We start from the raw sequence: 25,317 nt of genomic DNA, 5'->3' as shown, positions 1-25,317 counted from the left end.
GCGGAAGTGAGCAAGCAAGTATCGATCAGCAAGTAGCCATTAGAAATAAGCGATTTGAAGTCATCGTTCTGCCGAGACCTCGTTCCCGGCATTTACGGCACCAGAACATCCAAGGGGAATACCAATGAAATTGCTGAACACCACCGTCATCGCCTGCGCCCTGTCGTTCATCGGCGGCACCGTCGCGCATGCCGCAGACACACCAGCCACAGCCGCGCCGGCGCAAGTGACCCCGGCGGGCGACGGCACCACCTTGAAGCAAGTGCGCGATCGGGGCTATCTGATTTGCGGCGCGGGGGGCAGCACTGTGGGCTTCTCGGCACCCGACCAAAAGGGTGAATGGCAGGGGCTGGATGTGGACACCTGCCGCGCCATCGCGATCGCCGTATTGGGCGACAAGAGCAAGGCGCGCTTCGTGCCGCTCAACGGCCAACAACGCCTGACCGCGCTGCAGACCGGTCAAATCGATGTGCTGCCGCGCACCACGTCGTGGACCTTGCGCCGCGACGCCAATGGCATCAACTTCACCTATCCCAACTACTACGAGTACGACGCCTTCATGGTGCGCCGCGATCTCGGGATCAAGGAGACGAAGGAGATGACCGGCGCGTCGATCTGCGTGCAAACGGGCTCGACCAACGAAGTCACCGTGGCCGACCTGTCGCGCAAGTTCAAGCTGGATCTGAAACCCGTGGTGTTCGACAACGTGGCGGCATCGCGCCAGGCCTTCTTTTCAGGCCGCTGCGATGCCCTCATGACCGATGCCTCGGCGCTCGCTTCGGTGCGCGCCAGCCAGGCGCAAAAGCCCGACGACTACATCATCTTTCCGGCCAGCGGCAACAGCGAGGCGCTCACGCCATCGGTGCGGCATGGCGATGAGCAATGGTTCGATATCGTGAAATACGCGATTCAGGCCACCATTGCCGCCGAAGACATGGGCATCACGCAGGCCAACGTCGATCAAATGCTGAAGTCGGACGATCCGCGTATCGCCCGCTTTCTCGGCGTGGAGGCCGGCAACGGCAAGGCGCTCGGATTGGACGAACGCTGGGCGTACAACATCGTCAAGCAACTGGGCAACTACGGCGAAATCTATGAACGCACCGTCGGCATGAACAGCCCGCTCAAGCTCGAGCGTGGCATGAACCGGCTCTATCGCAACGGCGGCTTGATGTACCCGTACGTCTTCAACTGATCGACGCCTGAGAAGGGCAGTGGGATAGCTTATGTTCAGAGCACTGTGGTTCGATAGCCGGGTGCGTGCGTGGTGGCTGCAAGGCTTGCTGGCGTGCGGCGCCGTCGGCGGCATTGTGTGGCTGGTGTTGAACGCGCGTGAAAACCTGATGCGCCGCGGCATCACCGTCGGCTTCGACTTTATGGATCAGGCCGCACGGTTTCCGATCTCGGAAAGTCTGCTTGCCTACCAGACCACCGATACCTTCGGCCATGCGTTTGTGGTGGGAATCGTCAACACGGTATTCATCTCCGTGCTCGTGATCGCGGCAAGCACGGTACTGGGCTTCGCCCTCGCCCTGGCCCGCCGCAGTACGCATCCGCTCATCACCGCGATTGCCGCCACCTACGTCGAGGTCATTCGCAATACGCCGCTCGTGGTGCAACTGCTGTTCTGGTACGGCATGGTCACGGTCAACCTGCCCTCGGCGCGCCAGGCTTATCAACCCCTGCCCGGCGTATTCCTGTCGATCCGCGGTTTCATGTTTCCCAAACTGGCCGTGGCCGGCAATAGCACCCTGTTCTGGGGTGTGGTGTGTGCAGCGCTGCTCTTCGTATTGGCGGTGATGCTGGCGAAGCCCGTGATCCGCAAGCACTGGAAGACGCGTCTTCCCATGGTGTCGATCGCCATCGCAATGGCGGCCGTCGCCATCACCGCCGTCCTGTTGTCGGGTCGTGCGGTCGCCTCATGGGAGCTGCCTTACCTGCGCGGCCTCAACTTCACGGGCGGCATGGCATTCACGCCGGAATTCTCGGCGCTGCTGATCGGCCTCGTGCTGTACTCGGCCGCCTTCACCGGCGAGATCATCCGCGGCGGCATCGAAGCCGTCGGCCGCGGACAGTGGGAAGCCGGACGATCGCTGGGACTGCGGCCCTGGCACATCATGCGGCTATTGATTCTGCCGCAAGCCCTGCGCATCATCGTGCCGCCGATGACCAGCCAGTATCTATCGATCATCAAGAACACCACGCTGGCGCTTGCCGTGGGCTATCCCGATCTCGCCTTCGTGGTCGCCACCACGATCAATCAAACGGGACAGGCGATCGAGGGCATCGTGGTGCTGATGGCCGTGTTCCTGACGATCAGCCTCTCGGTATCGCTCTTCATGAATGCCTACAACCGTCGTATCAGCCTGGTGCAACGTTGATGAATACGCTCACTCCACCCGCACCCACCCTGGCGTTGCCCGCCGAAGCCGTGGCGATCGCGCCGCCTGCCGAGCGGTCGCAGGTCATGTCGCGTCTGTTCGGCGATGCGATCAGTGCGCTGGCCACCGTCGTCACGCTGGCGATTCTGGTGTATGCCGCCAAGCACGTCATCGATTGGGCATTCATCCAGAGCGTGTGGCCGGGGGCCGATGGCGGCGCGTGCCGTGCGGCCGGCGGCGCCTGCTGGGCGTTCCTTGGCGAGAAGATGCGGCAGATCCTGTTCGGCATCTACCCGCCCGCACAGCAATGGCGCCCTGCCGTGGTGTGCGTGATGCTGCTGGCATTGAGCGCAGGCAGCCTGCCGCCCCGCTTCTGGGGCCGCACACTCGGCGTGGTGTGGATCGTTGCGATGGTGGGCGCAGTGCTGCTCATGCGCGGCGGCATGCTGGGGTTGGAAGCGGTGCCCACGGCATCGTGGGGCGGCCTGCCCGTTACCCTCCTGCTGGCCGTATGCGCGCTGGGGCTGGGCTTTCCGTTCGCCATCGTGCTTGCCCTGGGGCGGCGCTCCGAGCTTCCCGTGGCACGCATGCTCTCGATCGCGCTCATCGAATTGATTCGCGGACTGCCGCTCGTCAGTCTGCTCTTCATCGCGTCGATCCTGCTGCCGATCATGCTCCCGGCAGGCATGTCGATCGACAGCCTGCTGCGCGCGGGCGCTGCCCTCACGGTGTTCTCCGCGGCTTATCTGGCGGAGGTGATCCGTGGCGGGCTCCAGGCCATCCCACAGGGGCAAGGCGAGGCGTCGCGTGCGCTGGGGTTGACGTGGTGGCAGATGACCCGTCTGGTGGTGCTGCCGCAGGCCGTGCGCGCCGTGATTGCCCCGCTTACCAATACCGCCATCGTCATGATCAAGAACACCAGTCTGGTGCTGATCGTGGGCCTGTTCGATCTGTTGAGTTCGGGGCGCGTGGCGCTTACCGATCCGGCCTGGCCCACGCCCTATGTTGAAACCTACCTGTTCATCGCCGGCATCTACTTCGCCATCTGCTTCAGCCTCTCGCGCTATGCCATGTGGCTCGAACGCAAATATCAACGCACCGCGGCGCGCTGAGCGGCCGGCGTTTCACACTTCATTTCGCAAAGAGAATCATCGATGAATGCCCCTCAACCGAGCGCCGCCGTAGCGATCGCCGGCATGCACAAGTGGTACGGCGACTTTCATGCGCTGGACGACATCAATCTCACCGTCAAGGATGGCGAACGCCTGGTGATCTGTGGGCCATCGGGGTCCGGCAAGTCGACGTTGATCCGCTGCGTCAACCGCCTGGAACGTCACGAACAAGGCAGCATCGTGGTCAATGGCGTGGACCTTACAGACGACCTGCGCAATATCGATCAGGTGCGCAGCGACGCCGGCATGGTGTTCCAGCACTTCAATCTGTTTCCCCACCTCACCGTACTCGAGAACTGCACACTGGCGCCGATGTGGGTGCGCAAGCAATCGCGTGCCGATGCCGAGGCACTCGCCATGCAGTTTCTGGAGCGGGTACGGATCCCCGAACAGGCGCACAAATTTCCGGGGCAGCTATCGGGTGGACAGCAGCAACGCGTGGCCATTGCACGGTCGTTGTGCATGACGCCGCGCATCATGCTGTTCGATGAGCCGACCTCGGCACTCGATCCCGAGATGGTGAAAGAAGTGCTCGATACGATGGCGAGCCTGGCTCAGGACGGCATGACGATGCTTTGCGTGACGCATGAGATGGGCTTTGCGCGGCGGGTAGCGGATCGCGTGGTGTTCATGGAGCGCGGCCGCATCATCGAGACCAACACGCCCGACGCCTTCTTCGATCGCCCGCAGCATGCGCGCACGCGGGCGTTCCTGAGTCAGATCGTGCACTGACCGCGGTCAGCGCACCAGGCAAGGACGCTTGTTGTCGAAGGTCCAGTTGGGCACCAGGTACTGCATCGCGACCGCATCGTCGCGCGCGCCCAGGCCGTGTTCGAGATACAGGCGATGCGCTCGCTCGAGCTGATCCATGTCGATGTCCACACCCAGGCCAGCGCGCTTGGGCACCTGCACCATGCCGCCTTCGATCTTCAGCGGATTCTGCGTGAGGCGTTGTCCATCCTGCCAGATCCAGTGCGTGTCGATTGCCGTGATCTTGCCGGGTGCCGCAGCGGCCACCTGCGTGAACATGGCCAGCGAAATGTCGAAGTGATTGTTCGAATGCGACCCCCAGGTCAGCCCCCAGTCGTGGCACATCTGCGCCACGCGCACCGAGCCTTGCATCGTCCAGAAATGCGGATCGGCCAGTGGGATATCGACCGACTGCAGCGTGATGGCGTGGCCCATCTGGCGCCAATCGGTGGCAATCATATTGGTGGCCGTCGGCAGCCCCGTGGCGCGCCGGAATTCGGCCATCACCTCGCGTCCCGAGTATCCGCCTTCCGCGCCGCAGGGATCTTCGGCATACGCCATGATGCCGCCCATATCCTTGCACAGGCGGATCGCATCCTTGAGCAACCAGCCGCCATTGGGATCGAGCGTGATACGGGCATCGGGGAACGCATCATGCAGGGCATGGATCGCATCGATCTCTTCCTCGCCTCGCAACACGCCGCCCTTGAGCTTGAAGTCGTTGAAGCCGTAACGTTCGCGTGCGGCATGCGCCAAGGCAACGATCGCGTCCGGCGTCAGCGCTTTCTCGTGGCGGAGGCGAAACCAATCCGAATCGGCATCGTCTTCGCTGCGGTAAGCCAGATCGGTCGCGCGGCGGTCGCCCACGTAAAACAGATAGCCCAGCATTTCGACGGCATCGCGCTGCTGGCCTTCGCCCAGCAGTTCGGCCACCGTCACGCCCAGATGCTGACCCAGCAGATCGAGCAAAGCCGATTCCAGCGCGGTCACCACATGCACGGTCGTGCGCAGATCGAAGGTCTGATTGCCGCGCCCCGCCGTATCGCGATCGGCAAAGCGCGTACGTACGCGATGCAGCAGGCGTTGGTAAGCACCGATCGATTGATTGAGGATCAGATCGCGCGCCTGCTCGAGCGTGGTGCGGATCGCTTCGCCTCCGGGTACCTCACCCACGCCGGTATGGCCTGCGCTGTCTTTCAGTATGACGATATTGCGCGTGAAGAACGGACCATGCGCGCCGCTCAGATTGAGCAGCATGCTGTCGTGGCCGGCAACGGGGATGACTTGCATGTCCACAACGACGGGCGCTGCGGAATCTGAGGGGGTGGAAACGGCGGTCATGAGGGTCCTGGTCTACGAAGTGAATGCGGTACGGCGCGGACGGCGAATCCGTTGCCGGAAATCAATTGGCCGTGATGTTGCCGGTGTCGATCACCGTCTTCCAGCGCGCGAGTTCCTGCGCTTGAAACTTGTCGAACGCTTCTGGCGAATTGCCCACGATCTCGAAGCCTTGCTCCAGCAGCTTGGGCTTGACCGAAGGATCGTTGACGGCAGCCACAATTTCCTTGTTCAGGCGACTGCGGATCTCGGGCGGCAATCCCTTGGGCGCGGCCACGGCCTGCCACGAATACACGTCCACATTCTTCACACCCGCTTCCGTCATCGTGGGCACATTGGGCAGCAACGGCGAACGCTTGTCGCCCGTCACGGCCAACGCGCGCAGCTTGCCGGCCTGAATATGACTCAGCACCGCGTTGATGTTGGCAAACGAGTACTGCACCTGGCCGCCCAGCAGATCGGAGATGGCTGGTGCACCGCCCTTGTAGGGCACATGAACGCCCTTGGTACCGCTTTGCTGCCAGAACAATTCCGCCGTGAGGTGATCGGAAGACCCGCTACCCGACGAGGCGAAGGTTTGCGAATCGGGCTTGGCACGCGCGTCGGCAAGTAGTGCCTTCACGTCGGCCGCCGTGCCGGCGGGTCCGGCGACCAGCACATTGGGCGCTTGCACCGCGACCGTGATGAGATCGAAATCCTTGGTGGGATCGTATTGCAGGTTTTTCTGCAAATGCGGATTGACCACGAACACCGCCAGCGACGACACCAGCAGCGTATAGCCGTCGGGCGCGGCACGCTTGACCTGCGCTGCGCCGATCGCGCCCGTAGCGCCGGCCTTGTTTTCGATCGGGAACGGCTGGCCCATGCGCTCGGTCAGCTTGGCGCCGATGATGCGCGCGATATTGTCGGTCGAGCCGCCCGGTGGGAACGGCACGACGATCGTGACGGGGCGTTCAGGATAGCTGGCGGCCTGCGCCAACGCGCTGAGGCTCAGCGCAGCCACTGCAAACAAAGCGTGCAATTTCATGGTGTCTCCTACCGGTATCGTTTTTTTGAGTGACTTATGTTAGCGCTAACATCGTTGTCGTACATCCTTCCGTTTGTAGTGGATTACCCTAGGTTTGGGACAGACTGCGGCTCGATCACCGCTCGCTGCTGTGGCGATCGACGATGGTAAAGCCCACATCGACCACCCGCTCGGCAATCGGTTTACCTTGCGCGGCATCGATGATGAAACGTGCCGCCTGGCCGCCGATCGCATCGCCGTCCACCCGCACCGACGCCAGTGCCGGATGCAGGCTGCGCGCGAAATCGAGATCGCCGAAACCGACCACGGCCATGCGCTCCGGAATCGAAATACCCAGCGCCTGGGCTTCGGTCAGTGCACCCAGCGCCAGCATATCGGAGCTGCAAAACACGGCATCGGTATCGGGTTGCAGGGCCATGAGTTGCGCGAAGCATACGCGTCCACCGGCGAGCGTACCGGGAGCCTCGGCGAACACCACCGGCACCTCCGGTAAACCCAGCGTTCGCGCATGCTTCTGGAACGCCGCCGTGCGACGCTCGGCCCGCACATCGCGCGCAGCGATCACGGCAATCCTGCGGCACCCTTTGCGATGCAGAAAGTCGCAAACGGCCGCGCCCACTTTCTCATGCGAAAAACCCACCACCATGTCGATGGGATCGTCGGTGAGGTCCCAGGTTTCGACCACGGGAATACCGGCCGCCTGCAATCGGCGGCGGCCCAACGCCGAGTGCATGACGCCGGTGAGCACGATGCCGTCGGGGCGGCGCCCGATGATGGCATCGAGCAGATCGTCTTCACGGCCGGCTTCATAGAAGGTTTGCCCCAACATCAGTTGATAGCGCTCGGCCGCCAGGGCTTTGGTGAGCGCCTGCATGCTGGCCGCGAAGATCGGGCCGGATATCGTGGGCACCACGGCCGCCACCAGGCGTGTGCTGGTGTTCGCGTTCAAACTTTTGGCGAGCAGATTGGGCACGTAGCCGGTTTGCGCAATCGCGGCCTGCACGCGGCGCAACGTTTCGGCCGCAACTTGATGCGGCGTATTCAACGCGCGTGAAACGGTGATCGCCGAGACGCCAGCCACCCGCGCCACGTCATGCGCCGTCACGGTGTGTGCCGCGCGAGCGTTGCGTGAAGATGCCTTCGGCGCGCTATCGATATCAGCCATGATGTGAGAAAAATGAATGGGGCATCTTAGCCCGAGGCTGTCGGGCCGGGGCAGGATTCTGCCGGGACGGCGGTACCGCACGGCAACGCCGGCAATTGAAGCGGGGCTATCGCAACGCGCTGGACAGGCCCGACGCAAGCATCATGAGCCCCGACGCCGTCAGCAAGCCCAGTACGATCTGACGAAATCGCAGATCGGATATGCCTTTGTACAGCCGCGTTCCCAATAGCGTGGGAATAAGCATTGCGGGCGCCACGATCGCGAACAGGGGCAGCGTGTTGAGCGAGACGAGTCCTGAGGCAATGTAGGTGCCCATGATCACGATCAGCATGGCCAGATTGAAATTCTGGATGATCGCGCGCTGCTCTTCGCGAGGAAAGCCTCGCAGCACACACCATAACGTGGGGATGACGCCGGTAAATCCGCCAAACCCGCCCAGGACGCCACCCGCTGCGCCGGCAAGCGCATCGCCGATCTTTCCGCCGAAGGTGATCCTGGGAATGTGCTGCGCAAAAAGCATGGTGGGACACCAAATGAGCAAGACGATGCCAAGACCGATCTTGAAGGTGCCGGCATCGACCATGGGAAGCAGCCAGACGCCCACCGGAATGCCCGCCACGCCGCCAAACACGAATGGCAGCAGTTGACGCCAGCTGAAGCCGCGCCTGACCGAAAATGCTGCAATCAACTGACCCAGCAGCCCTCCGAACACGGTCAGCGAAGCAGCCACCGGGGGATCGAGTACCCACACCCAGAACGACATCGCCACCAACCCGAAGGCGAAGCCCGACAATCCTTGAACAAAGCCGGCAACGGCAGCGCCGAGCGCCACCACGAGATACAGCGTCATCATTGAACGATTCGATTGAGAACGATAAGCGGAAGGCCAGGTTCGAGGCCGCCGCCATTATCCGCCGATCGGGGCGCAACACTTCATGTCATTGGCGTCTTCCACGCAAAGGTGACACTTTGCCAAGCGCTTGGCGGCAATCCCGGATAGCGACAGTCGATTTGAAACGATATACTCGCCGCCGATGACACGGCACACCTTGCTCTCCAAACCTCTGATCGGGATGGCCCTGCTGGCCCTCCTGTGGGGGATGCTTGCGCCGTCATTCGCTCACCTCGCACCGCATTCGTCAACGCCCTCACGGGTACTGGTCGAGCTCTGCACCCACGCCGGCGTGGGCGCGATCGAAATCGACGTGCCCTCAAGCGATCATTCCTCGCACTCGGATGAGCACCAGGGGCAGCACTGCCCCTTTTGCCGGCATGCCCATGCCGATCTGGCGATCGTGCCCCCCGCCTTGTCGCTCACACAACCCAGCGCCGAGCGCATCGCGTATCCGCCGCTTTTCTATCAAGCCCCCGCCCGGCTCCATGCCTGGACGGCTGCGCTTGCGCGTGCGCCACCGCAGCGTACGTAAGCTGCCCGGCGTGCGGACCGGCTAGCCAGGCCGCGCACGGGTAGACCCCCCTGCATCGCTCGGCGATCGACGCCGTTCATCCACTCGCGCCATGCGTCTTCGTTCGCATGGCGGACAGCTCCGCGACCCTATCGCGCGCGAGCGGTCAAGACCTGTGTACGCCTCATGAACACATCCTTCACACTCCCCACGGCGCTGTGCGCGCTCGGCCTGTGCGTGACCGCACCGGCGTTCGCACAAGCGACCCCGGCCACCGATACCGCGGTGCCGCAACTGGCCCCCATCACTGTCCGCGGCACTGCCGAGCCGAACGGGCCGATCGACCTCAACGCGGTCGACGGCACCGGTAGCCGCCTGGGTCTGACGATTCGCGAAACCCCCGCATCGGTCACGGTGATCACGCGCGAGCAGATCGAGGCCCGTGGCGCGCTCAATACGCAAGAGATTGCACGCGGCATTCCGGGCGTCGACAATGCTTCGCCTCCCGGCTCGGCCGGTTCGGTCAGCTACCGCGGTTTCAGTGGCACGCAGATCAGCCAATTGTTCAATGGCATTTCCGTGCAATACGATGCCGTGGCCGCGCGCCCGGTGGATAGCTGGATCTACGATCGCGTCGAAGCGATTGGCGGACCGTCGACCTTTCTGTTTGGTGCCGGCGCCGTGGGCGGCGCCATCAACTATGTTACCAAGACGGCGCAACGCGATACCTTCTCCGAGGGTCAGGTTCGGCTGGGCTCATTCAACACGCGCCAGTTTTCCGTTGGCCTGAATCGTCAGCTCACGGGCGAGCCTGGCGGGCGCGGCAACTTCTTCCGCATCGACGCCAACTCGACGCGCAGCGACGGGTACGTGGACGGCAATCGCTCGCGCGCCGACCAGGTGGCCGCGTCGCTGCTGTCCGATCTGGGCCCCACCCTCACCCATACCCTGGCATTCGAATATCAGCGCGAGAAGGTGCATCGCCCCTATTGGGGCACACCGCTGAAGGTCAACGAAAACGGCATGGTCGAAGGCGAAGGCGAGATCCTTTCCGGCACGCGCTTCAAGAACTACAACATCGACGATGGCTTGTATGCGCAATCCGTGATCTGGGCGCGATCGCTCACCGAGTGGCAACCCAGCGACAAGTTAAGCCTGAAGAACACCCTCTATTACTACGAGGCGCAGCGCGACTTCCAGAATCTGGAGGTGTATCGCTTCAATGCCACCAACACCGGTGTGCTGCGATCCAGCCCCCTGCTGCAACGGCACAGGCAGCAGTTGATCGGCAATCGCGTGGAAGGCCTGTATCGCGGCATGCTGGGCAGCTTGAAAAGCGACTGGTCCGTTGGCGCTGATATCAGCGTCAACAAGCAAACGCGTTATCCCACCAGCCTGTCGTCAACGCTCGATACCGTCAATCCCTACGACTTCACCAATCGCGGCTTCTACAGCATTCCAGGCATGCAACCCGGATTCGTGCCCGACCGCGAAAACAAGGTCACGACCTTTGCACTGACGGCGGAAAATCGTACCGAAGTGCTGCCCGGCGTCTCGATCGTGTCGGCGTTGCGTAAAGATTTCATCGACCTCGATCTGACCAACCGTCGCGCCGTTACGGCGACTTCACCGGCCAGCGCATCGCGTAAGTATTCGCCACTTACGGGTCGCCTGGGCGTGAACTGGATGGTCAATCCAGGGGCAACCCTCTACGCGCAATACGCCACGGCGGCCGACCCCCCTTCGGGCATCCTGTCCACCGCGTCGTTTGCGGATGTGTTGAACAACGATAAGCTGACGACCGGCAGGCAGGCGGAGGTAGGGGCCAAGTTCGACTTCTGGGATAGCCGCGGCACCGCGACGATCGCGGTATACGAGATCAAACGCAAGAATCTGTCGACGCCGGATCCGCTCAACCCGACCGTCAGCTTGCCTGTGGGCGAGCAGTCTGCGCGAGGGATCGAATTGGCCGGCGGCTTTCAAGTGACGCGCCAGATCTCGGTTCAAGGCAACATCGCCTTCATCGATCCGCAATACGACGATTTTTCGCAGAATGTGGGTGGCGTGGCCATATCGCGCCATGGCAAGGTGCCCACCGGCACGCCGCGACAGGTCGCCAACCTGTGGGCCGACTACGCCTTCCTGCCCGATTGGCGGGCAGGATTGGGCGCGCGCTATGTGGGCAAGACCTACGCCAATGCCGCCAATACGGTGTGGGCACCGTCGTATCTGACGCTGGACGCCGCACTCTCGCATCGCATCGACCGCAACTTCACGGTCACGGCGCGCGTGCGTAATCTGACGGACAAGGTGTACGCCTCGAGCGTGACCGGCACGCCGATGTATTACCTGGGCGCACCGCGATCGGTGGAGCTGTCGCTGCAGGCGCGCTTCTGATGAACGTCCGGTTCAAGCGCGGGCTGTATCTCATGCATCGTTGGGCGGGCATCGGGCTCTGCGCGTTCTTGGCGATGTGGTTCTTTTCGGGTGTGGTGATGATGTATGTGGGCTACCCGAAGCTCACGCCGCAGGAACGGCGAAGTGCGCTGCCCGCGTTGAACGCCGCAGGCGTTCGGATCGATCCGCTGCAAGCCCTGAACGCGGCCGGTGTGGCCGATCCGCTGGAGCTCAGCCTGGCGGCGTCGCGTGCCGGTTTGCCCGTGTATCGCATCACACCCGCGCGCGGGCCCATTGCGATCGTCGACGCCGCAAGCGGGCAACGCGCGGCAGCTGCCGATGCCACCGTGGCACAGGCCACGGCGCGGGCTTACTTCGCCGGCCGCTACACCGGCGATTATGCGGGCACGCTCGAAGAAGATGTGTTTACGCATTCGGGTGCGCTGGACCGCCATCGCCCCCTGCATCGCATCGACATGCACGATCCCGCGCAAACACGGCTTTACGTGTCGTCGATGACTGGCGAGGTGGTGCTCGACGCCACGCGCACCGAGCGCGGCTGGAACTATGTGGGCGCGTGGATACATTGGCTGTACCCGCTTCGGGGCAATCGGTTCGACGGCTACTGGCACCAGATTGTGGTGTGGCTGTCGGTGGCGGGTGTGGTGCTCACGATCACCGGCAGCATTGTGGGCATTCTGCGCTGGCGCTTTTCGCGGCCCTACGCCAGCGGCAGCCGCTCGCCGTATCGCGAGCCGTTCATGCACTGGCATCACGCGCTGGGGCTGGCGTTCGCAGCCATCACCTTCACGTGGATCTTCAGCGGGCTCATGTCGATGAATCCCTGGAAGGTGTTCAGCAGCGATGCGCCGCCGCTGGACGTGGCGGCTTATCGTGACGCGCGTCTCGATCGTGCAAAGTCATTGACCCCGTTGGCGGCCGTGGAGGACCATCTGCGCGACACCCACGCGGCACCGATCAAGGAGCTGACTTGGACGGTCGCAGCCGGGCAGCCTTTCCTGCTCGCGCAAGCCGAGAACGGCCGCCCGGCCGTCTTCGATGGCGTGACCGCCGCGCCGGCCACCATTGATGCCACCGCGCTGCGTGCGGCCGCCGCGCGCTTGCGGCCGCACGCGAGCATCCAGGCGATCGACATCCTGCCCGACTACGACACCTATTACTACGCGCGGGAAGCGCATGCCATGCTCGGCCATGTGGAGAAGCCCTTGCCGATATGGCGGGTGACGTTCGACGATGCCCAGGCCACATGGGTGTACATCGATCCGCATACCGGCCGGATCGTGCAACAGACCGATGCGCGCAAACGGGTCGGGCGCTGGCTCTTCGCGTTTTTGCATAGTTGGGACGCGTTGCCGCTGCTCACGCGACGCCCGCTGTGGGACATCGTCCTGATCGTGCTGAGCGTGGGCGGGTTCGCACTGAGCGCGACCGGTGTCGTCATCGGGTGGCGGCGCGTCAAGCGCAAAGTGCGCAGCCACGATCGCACGGCATCGTCACGCAGGCGCTGAGGCGTCAGCGGGCTGCCGTCACTTCGTCTTCAACCGCGCGCAGTCCGAACGCCTGAAGATCACGACGGCCGTCGCGCCCACTTGCGCGATCTGATAGTTGCGTCGCACGATGGTTCGGGGCAAGGCGCAGAAGTCCACCGTCAGCGCGGCCTCGTACGGCGGCACCACATACGGCAGCTCGACGCCGTAGTGCTTGAGCAGCACGCCGGCCCATCCCCACGCTTCGGTGAGATGGACCGGCACGAGCGCGCGCAGCAGCGCGAATTTTCTGATGTTGTGCTCGAGCACCGGCGGTCGGCCCACGTTGCCGCGCAGTGTGTATTGCGTGACGCCGCTTGTGGCTTCCATCTCGGCCAGATCGTCGCTCAAGGTCTCTGCAATGCGTGCTTCGTAATCCTTCTGCAGCGTCAACGAATTGCCGTACGCCACCGCCAGCAGAATCAGGCCATAGGCGGGTATCGACAAGACCGCGATCTGCCAGCGGCGCGATGCACCGACCAGCATCAGCAGCCCCAGCAACATCAGCAACGATGCCGACACCAACGCACCGAAACCCAACATCACACGCGGCGCGAAGACTGGCGCTTTCAGCAACAGGAGCGGCCCCCAGGGCGCGACGACCAGGGCAACCGGCAGGCACACCGCCGCCACGATGCAGGCCGCTCGGATGAGCACGGACATCGACGCCCATTGCGCGCGCAGGTAGCGCACCGCGATCGCCACAGCTGCCAGCACACCCAAAGCGATCGTGATCAGCAGCAACGTGCCCCAGATCGAGGTGATCGTGCCGAGCACGAATTCCCAATAATGCTGCAGGTTGAGCAGGATTGCGGCAGGCGCTTCAGCCAGCGACACCATGCCCGCATGGCTGCTCGCGTAGTCGCCCTGCACGGTGACGGCAGCGATCTTCTGATAGATCGCCAACGCCGACACCGCCTGTACGCCCCGGCCCAGCAAACGCTTGAGCAAGCGGCCCGGTGCCTCGAACGTCTTCATGCCCCACACTGCTTCGACCAGCGCGAAGATCAGGAAGATATCGATCGCCGCCTGGTAGAGGCACAGGCTCGCGATCAATGCCAGGGCCCCCAGGGCCAGGCGCCATCCGCGCGTGGGAATGGCGACCGCCGCCGCCACCGCGAACACGACGGCGGCCGTCATCGTGACGGAGTCGAATTTGTAGGAGAGGTTTTCGAGATAGAAGGGATTGGCGGCGATGGGCAAGGCCACCAACGGCGCCCGCCATAAGCCATCGAGCGAGAAACGCCGTCCGATCATCACCGCCACGTAGGCCAGCAGAAGCAGACACAGCACCTGCGGAATGGGTGCGATGTCGGTGATGGGATATCCGAGGCTCAGCGACTCCATCAGCACATTGGCGAGCGGCCTGCCGTCGCGCGCCCATCCCAGGTAGCCCGAAAGCGAGCGCCCCAGATCGTCGATATAAAAACGATCGGCGCGAATGATGGGCCAGACGATCAGACTGTAGAGCGCGATGGCGGCCATGAAGAGGCGCGTCGTCGCGGCACGCGGCGTGGTGCTGTCGGTAAACATGGGTATCGCGATGTCGAGTCGGCCGTTGGAGAAGCAATTCTTGCCACGCGCGCGGCACCCCAGCTTCTTGGTGTGTCGTGCACCCGGCGAACACGCAATGTGGCCATCCGGCCCCGGGCGCCCTGCCGCCCGATGTTCGCTGCGGATCAGATTGTAGTGATAGTCAGAAAATTCCACATACCATCCACTTGGATGGTATGATGCATTATGCCTCCTCGTAGCCACACCCTCGCCACGGCGCCCAAACCCGCCGATGAAAAAATCACCGTCAACGTCGGTTGCGTCGACCTGGGTCAGATCGATCTGCTGGTGCAGGAAGGCTTTTATGCCAACCGCACCGATCTCATCCGCACCGCGATCCGCAACCAGCTCTCGGTGCACAACGATGCTGTGCGCCAGGCAGTGGCACGCAAAACGCTCGTGCTCGGCATCCAGCACTACACCGCTGCCGATCTCGAAGCCGTCAAGGCCGCCGGAGAAACGCTCCAGATCCGCGTGCTGGGCCTGGCGTCGATTGCGACCGACGTCACCCCGGCCCTCGCACTGGCCACCATCGAGTCCTTGACCGTACTGGGCGCGCTTCACGCAAGCCCGGCCGTCAAGACCGCCCTCAAGCAGCGCATCCGCTGACTTGACCTACCGACCATCGAGACCCCTCATGCCCAGCGACTTCCAGTACCTGATGGACGAGGCCACCCGCCACACCCGTGCCGGCAATCTGCACGCCGCCACGGCCGCCATTCAGCGCGCGATGATGCCTGCACCGATCGCACCGCCCAAGGCGCGAACCACCGCGGCGCGCGCGGCCGAGCCCCGTGCTGCGTATGCACACACGACCGATGCGTATCCGACCGACGCGAGTGGGGCCGCGTCCAACCGCCCGCAGATGTTTGCAGCGGCCGACATCATCGACGTCGACGCGCGCGATGTCGATGAACCCACGCGCCCCATCCACACGGCACAGGCGACGAACGCTGCGCCGGCAGCACCGGTCGTCCTTGACACGCCTGCGCCGCAAACCAGAGCGCCAGAATCGGCCACGTTCGAGGCGCAACGCTATAGCGGCGCGGCCGGCCAGATGGATTACAAGCTCTTCATCCCTGCCCGCACCACGCAGGCGCCGATGCCATTGTTGGTGATGCTGCATGGCTGCACACAAAACCCTGACGACTTCGCCGCAGGCACCACGATGAATCGCCTGGCCCAGGAACAGGGCTTTGCGGTGCTCTACCCAGCCCAATCGCAGCAGGCCAATCCGCAGCGCTGCTGGAACTGGTTCAAGCACAACCATCAAGCGCGCGATCGCGGCGAACCGGCAATGATTGCGGGCGCAACGCGCGAGGTGATGGCAACGCTTCCGATCGATCCCAAGCGCGTATTCGTGGCGGGCCTGTCGGCCGGCGGCGCGATGGCCGCCATCATGGGCCGCGCCTACCCGGATCTGTATGCCGCAGTTGGCGTGCATTCGGGCCTGGCAGCGGGTGCCGCCACGGATCTGCCCTCGGCGATGATGGCCATGAACGGGGTGGGTGGCGGCGGTGAAGCCACATCGACGTGCGCGGTGCGCACGATCGTCTTTCACGGCGATGCCGATTCAACCGTACATCCCATCAATGGCGAGCGTGCCTTTGCGGCCTGCGCGGATCCCAAGGCCGCCAATCAGGTCGAAGAGATCGGCGCAGCGCAAGCCGGAGGCCGCGGCGCCACCCGCACCGTGAAGCGCGCCGGGGATGGCACGGTGATCGCAGAATACTGGGTGGTGCACGGCGCGCGCCATGCATGGTCGGGCGGCGATGCGGCAGGGTCTTATACCGACGCCGCCGGCCCCGATGCCAGCCGCGAAATGCTGAGATTTTTCATGAACGCGAGCTCAGGCGCGTCGCGTTAGCCCAAGCTGGAATCGCTGAACGCGCGCAGCAAAGCGGCGCGATCAGCGGCGCGATCAGCGCTTGGGCACCGTCCAGAAATACACCGTCGATCCCTCGACCGTGAGTGTCTGGTCGGGCGTCCAATCGCCCATGTCGAACGCATGGGACACAATGCGCGTGCCGGGTTTCAACGCCAGCAATTTGGGCCGCAGTTTCAAATTCAACGACGGCAGCAGGTAAAGGCTGATCACAGTGGCTTTGGACAAATCCTGTTCGAACAGATCGGCCTGAACGAACTTCACCTTGTCCGTCACGCCCTGCTCTTTCGCATTTGCGTTGGCTTCTTCGATACGCTTCGGATCGAGATCGAAGCCCGTGCCAAGGGTGCCGAACTGCTTGGCCGCCGTGACCGGGATGCGACCGTCGCCCGACCCCAGGTCATACAGCACGTCGTCCTTACCCACCTTCGCCACTTTGAGCATGGCGTCGACCACCGGCCTCGGGGTTGGCACATAAATCACATCGGGGGTGCGCGATGGCGAGGTTGGCGCCTGCACCGTTTGCGCGTACGTGGGGGCTTGGGCGCCCAAGACGGTGGCCAACGTGATCGCCGTCAGCCAAACATGGCGTTTCTTCATCGTGCATGCTCCGAGTAGTGTCGAGGGGGGCTCAGCACGATCTCAACGTCACGGCAAAAGCAGGCTGACATCGCGCTGAATGCATCAGCCGACAAATGTACCCGTGGTCCATCCCGGCGACTAGTGCAGAAACTCAGCACACACTTATCGATAATCTTCAATAATCGGCGGCCGCCGACAACGCATGCCGTAACCGGCGCGCCACACGTATGGCATCGTCTTCGTCAACGAGATTGGCGAATCCCAGCAGCAGTCCTTTCTTTGGCCGTGCGGCCATATACCAGGGCGATAGCGGATTGGCGGCCAAGCCCGCTGCATGCACGTGCGCCGCCATCCCGGCGTCGTCCGCCGCATCGGGCAGCGTGGCCAGCACATGCAGGCCACCCGCAAGCAGATCGATGCGCAACTGGTCTGCCAGCAGGTGATTGAAGACGCGTTGCGTGATGGCGCGCCGCTGCGCGTACAGCGCGCGCATCTTCTTCAAATGCCGCGAGAAATGGCCCTCGGCCATGAAGTCGGCAACGCCGGCCTGAAACAGAAACGGGCACCCGGCATTCAGGTTGTAGGCCACCGCCTCGAAGCGATCGACCACGCTCAGCGGCGCCACCACATATGCGAGCCGCAGACCGGGAAACATCACTTTGCTGAACGTGCCGCTGTAGATCACACGATCGTGGCGATCCAGGCTCTTGAGCGCGGGCAATGGACGCCCTTGATAACGGAACTCGCTGTCGTAGTCATCTTCGATGATCCAGCTGCCCACACTGCTCGCCCAATCGAGCAGCGCCATCCGGCGTTCCAGCGACAAGGTCACGCCCAGCGGACTCTGGTGCGAAGGCGTCACCATCGCAAACCTCGCATCCGGCGCCAGCCGCTTACCTTCGTCCACCTGCAAGCCGTGCCGATCCACCGGCACAGGCACCACCCTGAGCCCGGTGTTCAACAGAAACGGCCGCGCAAGAATGTAGCCGGGGTCTTCGAACCAGAACCCATCGCCCGCTTTGGAGAGGCTGCGTAACGTCAGTTCCAGCGTGGCCCGCAACCCGGTCGTGATGAACACCTGCTCGGGCAGGCAACTCACGCCGCGCGATACGCCCAGATAGGTCGCGATACGCTGCCGCAATTGATCGAGACCCGCAGGATGCGGATAGGCCAGCCGGGAGACGTCACCGCTTCTCAGCCGGTGGCCCACCAGCCGATTCCACACCTTGCGCGGAAACGCGTCCAACGCCGGCAGCCCCATCTGCAGCGGCTTCGGCATATTGCCGTCATGGTCGATGTGCGACGGATGCGTGTCCGGATCCGCCGCAGGTACCGGCCTAACGGTTCCCGCTTCAGGCGCCGGCAACGTGGGCGAGATCACCGTGCCCGCCGCGCCTCTTACCTGCACGTATCCCTCGTCGGCCAGGATCCGGTACGCCATATCGACGGTACCGCGGGCGACGGCGAGTTCCGTTGCCAGCGCCCGCGCGCTCGGCACGCGATCGCCCGGTTTGAGATGACCCTGTTCGATCGCCGTCTTGAACCGGCGGCAGATCTGCAGGTACATCGGCAGCGCCGTCGAGCGATCAAGCGCGACGTCGACCGGAAGACGCAAATCTTGGACTAGTCGTTTTGACATTTCTTGGATCTTCTAACGAAGCCATGATCTTCGCATACTACATACCAAAGGAAACGCGCCGCCCGCCCCCGTCTTCCTCCCACGCCGTCCACTTTCATTCTGGAGCTTGCCATGCAACAACGACTCGATTTCTACACCGCCAACAAAGAAGCGATCCGCGCGATGCGCGGCGTTGAGGCGCAGATCGACAAAGGAACGCTCGATATCCTACTCAAGGAAATGGTGCGGCTGCGAGCGTCGCAAATCAACGGCTGCGCCTTTTGCCTGGACATGCATGTGACCGACGCCCGCCGCGCGGGTGAAAACGAGCGTCGCCTGGCCACAGTCTCCGCTTGGCGCGAGACGCCGTTCTTCAGCGACCGCGAGCGCGCGGCATTGGCCTGGACGGAATCGTTGACGCTGGTTTCGCACAATCATGTGCCCGATAGCGTCTGGGAGGAGGTGCGTCCCCACTTTACCGATGCCGAACTGGTCGAACTGACGCTGCTGGTGACGTCGATCAATAGCTGGAACCGGTTTGCCATCGCGTTTCGTAAGATGCCGGAGTGAATGCCGTCATGAAGATCATGCATATCGAGCATGACGACGACGCCTTGCACGCCGCGTTTTCAGTCATGAAGGAACTGCGCCCGCATCTCGACGATCCGGCCGGCTTTGCCGCAAGAATTCGCCATCAGTGCGCGCAGGGGTATCGCCTGCTTGCAGCGTATCGCGAGCAGACGATCGTTGGTGTCGCGGGCTATCGCCAACAAGACAATCTGCTTTATGGCCGCTTCGTGTATGTGGACGACCTGGTGGTTGCGCACACGCTGCAGCGCGCGCACATCGGCAGCCGTCTGCTGCAGGCCGTGCGCAATGAGGCCACGCACCTGCACTGCGATCATCTGGTGCTCGATACCGGACTGCACATGGCCCTGGCGCAGCGCTTCTACTTCCGGCAGGGGTTGCTCGCGCGCGGCATGCATTTCGTCGAGCCGCTTGCCACGCCACACGATATGCCACATGACGATGCAACACTGGCCACCGACGAACACCCTACCGCCCACCCTCAGTCGCGAGTATCCACGGCATGACACGCATTTTGATCGTAAACAGTGGCCCCTACGGTTGCGACAGTCATGGCTATCGCCTGGCCAATCGCATGATCGCGGATGCGGGTTGGGATCGCGTCGAACTTACGGTACGCGATCTGGTGCGCACCCCCATCACACCGATCGGCTCCGATTACGCGCATGCCATCACCTCGAACCAACCGCACGATGCATCGGCGTTTGTCGAGTCCGAAGCACTGATCTCGGAACTGGAGCGGCACGACGTGCTTTTTATCGTGACGCCGATGCACAACTTTACGGTGCCGGCAGCACTGAAGCTTTGGCTCGATCACATCATCCGCATCAATCGCAGCTTCACAGCGACGCCACACGGCAAGGTGGGATCATTGAAAGATCGCCCGACGTTCGTCCTGGTGAGCTCGGGTGGCTTTCACGTTGGCGACCGGGCCAGGCAGGTCGACTTCCTGACGCCTTATCTGAAGTATGCGCTGGCCTCGATCGGAATTGAGAATGTGCACTTCATTCCGTTGCAGGGCTTGGTATTTGGCGACGAAGCGGTGGCATCGGCCATCGGCGAGGCGATGCAGGCTTTCCGCGCACACGTGCACGAACATCCGTATCAATCGCGAACGGCCGGCTCACTCGGATAGCGCAATGCGTCCAGGAGTACGCCGAGCGCGGCCGACTTCTGGCGGCGGCTGGGATAGTAGAGGTGGTAACCGGGAAAAACGTGACACCAGTCCTCCAACACCTTGCACAGCCGGCCTTCGGCAACATGCTCATCCACCATGCTCTCGGGCAGGAATGCCAGCCCGCAGCCTGCGAGCGCCGCGCGAAGGATCTGCGAGCTGCTGTTGAACACCCATTGCCCTTCGACGCGGACTTTGACGACGTGGCCGTCTTTTTCGAAATCCCAGACGAGCAAGCTGCCATGCGTGGGCAGCCGCAAATTGATGCAGCGATGATCGGCCAGCGCCTGCGGCGTGGTCGGCACTGGGCGATCGTAAAAATAGGCTGGTGCAGCCACGACCGTCATCCGCAGATCGGGGCCGATACGCATCGCAATCATGTCCTTGGCGACCTGATCGCCCAAGCGCACGCCAACGTCATATCGCTGCGCCACAATGTCCGACAGGCCGTAATCCACCGTGATTTCCACGTTCAAATCCGGGTACTTCGGCAGCACGTCGATGAGCTTGGGCCAGAGCACCGTATCGATGGCGTTTTCGGCGCTGGTGATGCGGATGGTGCCCGCCGGTTTATCGCGAAATTCCGTCACGGCGGCGATTTCGGCGTCGATATCTTCAAATCGGGGGCCGATCGTCAACAGCAGGCGCGCGCCCGCTTCGGTAGGCGAAACGCTGCGCGTGGTGCGCGTCAGCAACCGGATACCGAGCCGCGCTTCCAGTCCACGCACGGTGTGACTCAACGCAGATTGCGAAACGCCCAGCTGCGCGGCCGCGCGCGTAAAACTGCCCTCTCGCGCCACCGTCACAAAGGCAAGCAGATCGTTGTAGTTCTCTCGCGCCATTTATCAATTTGCCCCAGGGTGGCATGCGACTGCTGCCGATTAATCAAACACATTACACCGCCATTCGACGCGCAGACTGTTGCCTGGTTCCCAATCATGAACTGACCTCATAAGACCATGCACGCCTGAACGGCTAATCAGCACGGCGGCGAACTGCTAGATTCGAGAGGCTTAAAGCAAGCGTCGCAAATGCGGAGGAACACTATGATGAAGCGGTTTACCCTGATCGCAGCATTGCTCTCGCTCATTGGATCAGGCGCATGCGCTCAATCTGCCAAGGAAGTCTCGATGATCAAAATCACATCAGCAGGAACCCATCCCTCAGCCAAAGGTCCGGCCGATTACTTCACGGGTACGGTTCGCATCGACGCGCCTTTTCAAGGCGAAGCACCCGCACGCATCGGGGGTGCCACTGTTACGTTCGAGCCGGGTGCACGCACGGCCTGGCACACCCACCCGCTGGGTCAAACATTGATTGTCACCTCGGGAATCGGCCTGGTTCAAGAGCTGGGCAAACCTGTGCAAACCATCAAACCTGGCGACATCGTCTGGATCGCACCTGCAGTCAAACACTGGCATGGCGCAAGCGCCAATACAGCCATGACGCATATCGCCGTTGCCGAAGCCGTGGACGGGAAAGCGGTCGAATGGCTGGAAAAAGTGACCGATGAACAATACAGCCAGCAACCGCAATGATCGGTGACTTGCGCACACATGATTTGCGCCAGATGGCCGAATCGTCGGCCGCGATCGGCTGGAGCGATGTCACGGCATTGACCGGGTTGAGCCGGCACTGCATTCAGGATCTGATGCGGGGAAACCGTTTTCCCAGCCCGATTGACAACGACGCCTTGGCGCAAGGTTGGCTTGAGGGCGATGTGCATCGATGGATGCGCGGAGAATGGCCTGATCGAGATGCGTGACGTCATCGGATGGCATTCCCGTCCTGACATTTCATGAGCGCAGCTCATAAACCTTTGCCGACTTAACGGTCTAGTCCCCCGCGCCCACGCTGCGTAGAGTGAAGTCGTTCCAGCTTTGACGTATTAAAGGAGAACGATCATGCAAACACGCACATTGGGCAAATCCGGTCTTGAAGTCTCGGCGCTTGGCTTAGGCTGCATGGGATTAAGTTATGGATACGGCCCGGCCACAGACAAAGATCAGGCCATCGCCCTGATCCGCGCCGCCTACGAGCGCGGCGTGACCTTCTTCGACACGGCAGAAGTCTACGGCCCCTTCACGAACGAGTCGCTGCTGGGCGAAGCGCTTGCGCCCTTTCGCCGGCACATCAAGATCGCCACCAAATTCGGTTTCGATTTCGATCCGGAAACCGGCGCGCAGCGCGGCATGAACAGTCGTCCGGAACACATCAGGCAGGCAGTGGACGACTCGTTGAAGCGCTTGAATACCGATGTGATCGATCTGCTCTATCAGCATCGGGTCGATCCCAATGTACCCATCGAGGAAGTGGCTGGCGCGGTCAAGGATTTGATCGCCGCAGGCAAGGTCAAGCACTTCGGCCTTTCCGAAGCGGGCGCGGCCACGATTCGACGTGCGCATGCCGTGCAACCCGTGACTGCCCTGCAAAGCGAATACTCGTTGTGGTGGCGCGAGCCTGAAGAAACGATCTTGCCCACGCTGGAAGAACTGGGCATCGGGTTTGTGCCGTTCAGCCCACTGGGCAAGGGCTTTCTCACCGGCGCGATCGATGCAAATACCGCGTTCGACAGTACGGATTTTCGTAATGTGGTGCCGCGCTTTTCGACCGCGGCGCGTCAAGCCAATCGAGCCTTGGTCGACCTGCTCGGGCGGATCGCACAAGATCGGGATGTGACGCCTGCTCAGATCGCGCTGGCCTGGCTGCTTGCGCAAAAACCATGGATCGTGCCGATTCCCGGCACCACCAAACTTCACCGGCTTGAAGAGAATCTTGGTGCCGCGAACGTCGCACTATCGAAGGACGACCTGGCAAACATCGAACGAACCGTATCGACCATCGAAGTCACCGGCGATCGCTACTCCGCGCATCTGCAGCAGCGTGTCGATCGCTAAGCCTGCGGCGTCGCGCGTGAGGTATGCGCCGTCGCGCCGTTTGCAAGCGCCACAACTGACGCATCTCGTTGCTGACAGATTCATGAATGCTGCTAATGGCCGTATGCGCAATTGACCCCCTAATCAGGTCGCCACCGCACACGTACCATCCTCGAAAGCCCTGTCGACCCTCATGCTCGCCACCGGCGCCGCCTGGCAGTCGTCACCGCAACGTTCACGCCACAAGGGAATAGCCCCATGGAAGACCCCACCCCATTCAAGATATCCCGGCGCGACCTGTTCAAGGTTGGCGCAGCTTCCGTGACGACCATGGCGGTGCCTACCCTTGCCGGGGCACAAGGCGCTTCAGGCGCCCCGGGTGCAGCGGGATCGCGCCTGACATCGACAACCACCCTCAACGTGAATGGTCGGATTCACGAACTCGATCTGGATCTGCGCACCAGCCTGCTCGATGCGCTACGCGATCACCTCAACCTCACCGGTACCAAGAAGGGCTGCGATCATGGGCAGTGCGGTGCCTGTACGGTGATCGTGAACGGCCGGCGTATCAATTCGTGCCTCACGCTTGCCGTCATGCAACAGGGTGCGGAGATCACGACGATCGAAGGGCTCGGCACGCCGGACACCCTGCATCCCATGCAGGCCGCATTCATCAAGCATGACGGCTATCAATGTGGTTACTGCACGCCCGGCCAGATCTGTTCGGCCGTCGCCGTATTAGGCGAGATCAATGACGGTGTACCCAGTCATGTGAGCGCCGACCTCATGGCGCAACCCCTGCTCTCGGCCGAAGAGATTCGCGAACGCATGAGCGGCAATCTCTGCCGTTGCGCTGCGTATCCCAACATCATCGACGCCATCACGGAAGTCGCCGGGAGCAACGCATGAAGGCATTTACCTATGAGCGTGCGCGCTCACCTGCCGAAGCCGCTGCAACCGCCGCGCGCATTCCGGATGCCAAGTTCATTGCCGGCGGCACCAATCTTCTCGACCTGATGAAATTGCAGATCGAGAAGCCGGCGCACCTGATCGACGTCAATGGGCTGGGGCTCGACACGATCGACGCCACACCCGATGGCGGCGTACGGATCGGCGCCCTCGTGCGTAACACCGACCTGGCCGCGGACACCCGAATCAAGCGCGATTACGGTTTGCTGTCGCGTGCGTTGCTGGCTGGCGCCTCGGGCCAGCTGCGCAATGCGGCCACCACCTCGGGCAATCTCCTGCAGCGCACGCGTTGCCCTTACTTCTACGACACCAATCAGCCCTGTAATAAACGCGTGCCAGGCAGTGGCTGCGCGGCAGTGGGCGGCTTCAGCCGACAGCATGCCGTGGTGGGCGCAAGCGACGCGTGCATCGCCACGCATCCCAGCGATATGGCCGTGGCCATGCGCACGTTGGATGCACAGGTGGAAACCATTCGGCCCGATGGCACGGCACGCGTCATCCCGATTGCCGATTTCCATCGCCTGCCGGGCGATACGCCGCACATTGAAACGGTGCTCGAACGCGGCGAACTGATCACCGCAGTCACCCTGCCGCCACCTGTCGGTGGCAGACATATTTATCGCAAGGTACGCGACCGTGCGTCCTACGCGTTTGCCTTGGTCTCCGTTGCGGCGATCGTGCAGGCCGATGGTACCGGCCGCGTCGCGTTCGGCGGGGTGGCGCACAAACCCTGGCGCAGCAGTGTGGCGGATCGCAATCTGCCGCAGGGGGCAAAGGCCGTTACCGACACGCTCTTTGCCGAGGCGCGGGCGACGCACGAGAATGAATTCAAGCTGCTGCTGGCCCAACGGACGCTGAGCGCGGTGCTGCTCGACGCGAGGATCTAAA

At 62.6% G+C, this 25,317-nt stretch carries 25 protein-coding genes; 17 read left to right on the top strand and 8 right to left on the bottom strand.

All coding sequences use genetic code 11. From position 1 onward, the window contains the following. Positions 1-124 precede the first annotated feature (124 nt). Genes EYW45_RS11570 through EYW45_RS11555 form a run of 4 tightly spaced genes read left to right on the top strand, consistent with a single transcriptional unit; the run spans position 125 to position 4,285 of the window. Positions 125-1,195, top strand: coding sequence for an amino acid ABC transporter substrate-binding protein (locus tag EYW45_RS11570; RefSeq protein ID WP_161135567.1), 1,071 nt, complete (start codon positions 125-127; stop codon positions 1,193-1,195). A 31-nt stretch (positions 1,196-1,226) separates the two neighbouring features. Continuing rightward, on the top strand, positions 1,227-2,381 hold the full coding sequence (locus EYW45_RS11565) for an amino acid ABC transporter permease (RefSeq protein ID WP_161135566.1): 1,155 nt from the start codon (positions 1,227-1,229) through the stop codon (positions 2,379-2,381). Beyond that, positions 2,381-3,493 carry an amino acid ABC transporter permease gene (locus tag EYW45_RS11560; protein ID WP_161135565.1) on the top strand — a complete coding sequence of 371 codons (1,113 nt, stop codon included), beginning with the start codon at positions 2,381-2,383 and terminating at the stop codon, positions 3,491-3,493. The genes EYW45_RS11565 and EYW45_RS11560 overlap by 1 nt, the downstream gene beginning before the upstream one ends. 42 nt (positions 3,494-3,535) lie before the next feature. Continuing rightward, the gene (locus tag EYW45_RS11555; protein ID WP_161135564.1) at positions 3,536-4,285 is read left to right on the top strand and encodes an amino acid ABC transporter ATP-binding protein; all 750 of its coding nucleotides are present in this window, start codon (positions 3,536-3,538) and stop codon (positions 4,283-4,285) included. 6 nt (positions 4,286-4,291) lie between these two features. On the opposite strand, the gene gudD is transcribed toward EYW45_RS11555, so the two are convergent. The 4 genes from gudD to EYW45_RS11535 all read right to left on the bottom strand — a co-directional run bounded on the left by gudD (position 4,292) and on the right by EYW45_RS11535 (position 8,686). Continuing rightward, a complete protein-coding gene (gene gudD / locus EYW45_RS11550; RefSeq protein ID WP_161135563.1) occupies positions 4,292-5,644 on the bottom strand; it encodes a glucarate dehydratase in 1,353 nt (450 codons plus the stop codon). Positions 5,645-5,705: 61 nt separating this feature from the next. Next, a complete protein-coding gene (locus tag EYW45_RS11545; protein ID WP_161135562.1) occupies positions 5,706-6,668 on the bottom strand; it encodes a Bug family tripartite tricarboxylate transporter substrate binding protein in 963 nt (320 codons plus the stop codon). 115 nt (positions 6,669-6,783) lie between these two features. Further along, a complete protein-coding gene (locus tag EYW45_RS11540; RefSeq protein WP_161135561.1) occupies positions 6,784-7,833 on the bottom strand; it encodes a LacI family DNA-binding transcriptional regulator in 1,050 nt (349 codons plus the stop codon). 106 nt (positions 7,834-7,939) lie between these two features. After that, on the bottom strand, positions 7,940-8,686 hold the full coding sequence (locus tag EYW45_RS11535; protein ID WP_161135560.1) for a sulfite exporter TauE/SafE family protein: 747 nt from the start codon (positions 8,684-8,686) through the stop codon (positions 7,940-7,942). 196 nt (positions 8,687-8,882) lie between these two features. On the opposite strand from EYW45_RS11535, the gene EYW45_RS11530 reads away from it, so the two are divergent. The 3 genes from EYW45_RS11530 (at position 8,883) to EYW45_RS11520 (ending at position 13,165) form a co-directional block, all read left to right on the top strand. Further along, a complete protein-coding gene (locus tag EYW45_RS11530) occupies positions 8,883-9,260 on the top strand; it encodes a DUF2946 domain-containing protein (RefSeq protein ID WP_161135559.1) in 378 nt (125 codons plus the stop codon). A 165-nt stretch (positions 9,261-9,425) separates the two neighbouring features. Further along, on the top strand, positions 9,426-11,636 hold the full coding sequence (locus tag EYW45_RS11525) for a TonB-dependent receptor (RefSeq protein WP_161135558.1): 2,211 nt from the start codon (positions 9,426-9,428) through the stop codon (positions 11,634-11,636). Continuing rightward, complete coding sequence (locus EYW45_RS11520) at positions 11,636-13,165, top strand: PepSY domain-containing protein (RefSeq protein ID WP_161135557.1); 1,530 nt, start codon at positions 11,636-11,638, stop codon at positions 13,163-13,165. Before EYW45_RS11525 ends, EYW45_RS11520 begins: the two co-directional genes overlap by 1 nt. 18 nt (positions 13,166-13,183) lie before the next feature. Here the strand turns inward: EYW45_RS11520 and EYW45_RS11515 are convergent, their stop codons facing one another. Continuing rightward, positions 13,184-14,893 (bottom strand): glucosyltransferase domain-containing protein, encoded by a 1,710-nt coding sequence (locus EYW45_RS11515; protein ID WP_161135556.1) that lies wholly within the window; start codon positions 14,891-14,893, stop codon positions 13,184-13,186. 30 nt (positions 14,894-14,923) lie between these two features. On the opposite strand from EYW45_RS11515, the gene EYW45_RS11510 reads away from it, so the two are divergent. Together EYW45_RS11510 and EYW45_RS11505 are read left to right on the top strand one after the other, a co-directional pair. Then, a complete protein-coding gene (locus EYW45_RS11510) occupies positions 14,924-15,346 on the top strand; it encodes a CopG family transcriptional regulator (RefSeq protein WP_161135555.1) in 423 nt (140 codons plus the stop codon). Between the two features lie 28 nt (positions 15,347-15,374). Then, complete coding sequence (locus EYW45_RS11505; protein WP_161135554.1) at positions 15,375-16,604, top strand: extracellular catalytic domain type 1 short-chain-length polyhydroxyalkanoate depolymerase; 1,230 nt, start codon at positions 15,375-15,377, stop codon at positions 16,602-16,604. Between the two features lie 54 nt (positions 16,605-16,658). Here the strand turns inward: EYW45_RS11505 and EYW45_RS11500 are convergent, their stop codons facing one another. Next, positions 16,659-17,222 carry a class I SAM-dependent methyltransferase gene (locus tag EYW45_RS11500; RefSeq protein ID WP_161135553.1) on the bottom strand — a complete coding sequence of 188 codons (564 nt, stop codon included), beginning with the start codon at positions 17,220-17,222 and terminating at the stop codon, positions 16,659-16,661. A 157-nt stretch (positions 17,223-17,379) separates the two neighbouring features. After that, on the bottom strand, positions 17,380-18,843 hold the full coding sequence (pdxR, locus tag EYW45_RS11495) for a MocR-like pyridoxine biosynthesis transcription factor PdxR (RefSeq protein WP_161135552.1): 1,464 nt from the start codon (positions 18,841-18,843) through the stop codon (positions 17,380-17,382). A 111-nt stretch (positions 18,844-18,954) separates the two neighbouring features. Here pdxR and EYW45_RS11490 point away from each other — a divergent pair, with 111 nt between their 5' ends. From EYW45_RS11490 to EYW45_RS11480, 3 genes are read left to right on the top strand one after another with little or no spacing between them, the layout of a single operon-like run. Beyond that, a complete protein-coding gene (locus EYW45_RS11490) occupies positions 18,955-19,392 on the top strand; it encodes a carboxymuconolactone decarboxylase family protein (RefSeq protein WP_161135551.1) in 438 nt (145 codons plus the stop codon). 8 nt (positions 19,393-19,400) lie between these two features. Further along, positions 19,401-19,916: a GNAT family N-acetyltransferase gene (locus tag EYW45_RS11485; protein WP_161135550.1), complete on the top strand. Its 516-nt coding sequence runs from the start codon at positions 19,401-19,403 to the stop codon at positions 19,914-19,916. Continuing rightward, positions 19,913-20,545 (top strand): FMN-dependent NADH-azoreductase, encoded by a 633-nt coding sequence (locus tag EYW45_RS11480; protein ID WP_161135549.1) that lies wholly within the window; start codon positions 19,913-19,915, stop codon positions 20,543-20,545. The genes EYW45_RS11485 and EYW45_RS11480 overlap by 4 nt, the downstream gene beginning before the upstream one ends. On the opposite strand, the gene EYW45_RS11475 is transcribed toward EYW45_RS11480, so the two are convergent. Continuing rightward, complete coding sequence (locus EYW45_RS11475; protein ID WP_161135548.1) at positions 20,515-21,426, bottom strand: LysR family transcriptional regulator; 912 nt, start codon at positions 21,424-21,426, stop codon at positions 20,515-20,517. The genes EYW45_RS11480 and EYW45_RS11475 overlap by 31 nt on opposite strands. A gap of 288 nt (positions 21,427-21,714) precedes the next feature. Here EYW45_RS11475 and EYW45_RS11470 point away from each other — a divergent pair, with 288 nt between their 5' ends. The 5 genes from EYW45_RS11470 (at position 21,715) to EYW45_RS11450 (ending at position 25,316) form a co-directional block, all read left to right on the top strand. Beyond that, a complete protein-coding gene (locus EYW45_RS11470; protein WP_161135547.1) occupies positions 21,715-22,122 on the top strand; it encodes a (R)-mandelonitrile lyase in 408 nt (135 codons plus the stop codon). Then, entirely contained in the window at positions 22,119-22,349 is a 231-nt protein-coding gene (locus EYW45_RS25030) for an AlpA family phage regulatory protein (protein WP_407924915.1), read from the top strand. The genes EYW45_RS11470 and EYW45_RS25030 overlap by 4 nt, the downstream gene beginning before the upstream one ends. A 139-nt stretch (positions 22,350-22,488) precedes the next feature. Further along, positions 22,489-23,481: an aldo/keto reductase gene (locus tag EYW45_RS11460; protein ID WP_161135545.1), complete on the top strand. Its 993-nt coding sequence runs from the start codon at positions 22,489-22,491 to the stop codon at positions 23,479-23,481. A 237-nt stretch (positions 23,482-23,718) separates the two neighbouring features. Then, positions 23,719-24,369 carry an aldehyde dehydrogenase iron-sulfur subunit PaoA gene (gene paoA / locus EYW45_RS11455; RefSeq protein ID WP_161135544.1) on the top strand — a complete coding sequence of 217 codons (651 nt, stop codon included), beginning with the start codon at positions 23,719-23,721 and terminating at the stop codon, positions 24,367-24,369. Then, on the top strand, positions 24,366-25,316 hold the full coding sequence (locus tag EYW45_RS11450) for an FAD binding domain-containing protein (RefSeq protein WP_161135543.1): 951 nt from the start codon (positions 24,366-24,368) through the stop codon (positions 25,314-25,316). Before paoA ends, EYW45_RS11450 begins: the two co-directional genes overlap by 4 nt. Position 25,317 lies beyond the last annotated feature (1 nt).

Source organism: Schauerella aestuarii, assembly GCF_009866805.1.
GTDB lineage: Bacteria > Pseudomonadota > Gammaproteobacteria > Burkholderiales > Burkholderiaceae_B > Schauerella > Schauerella aestuarii.
Note: the sequence above shows the minus strand (reverse complement) of the source record. Positions and strands in the feature narration are given on the sequence as shown.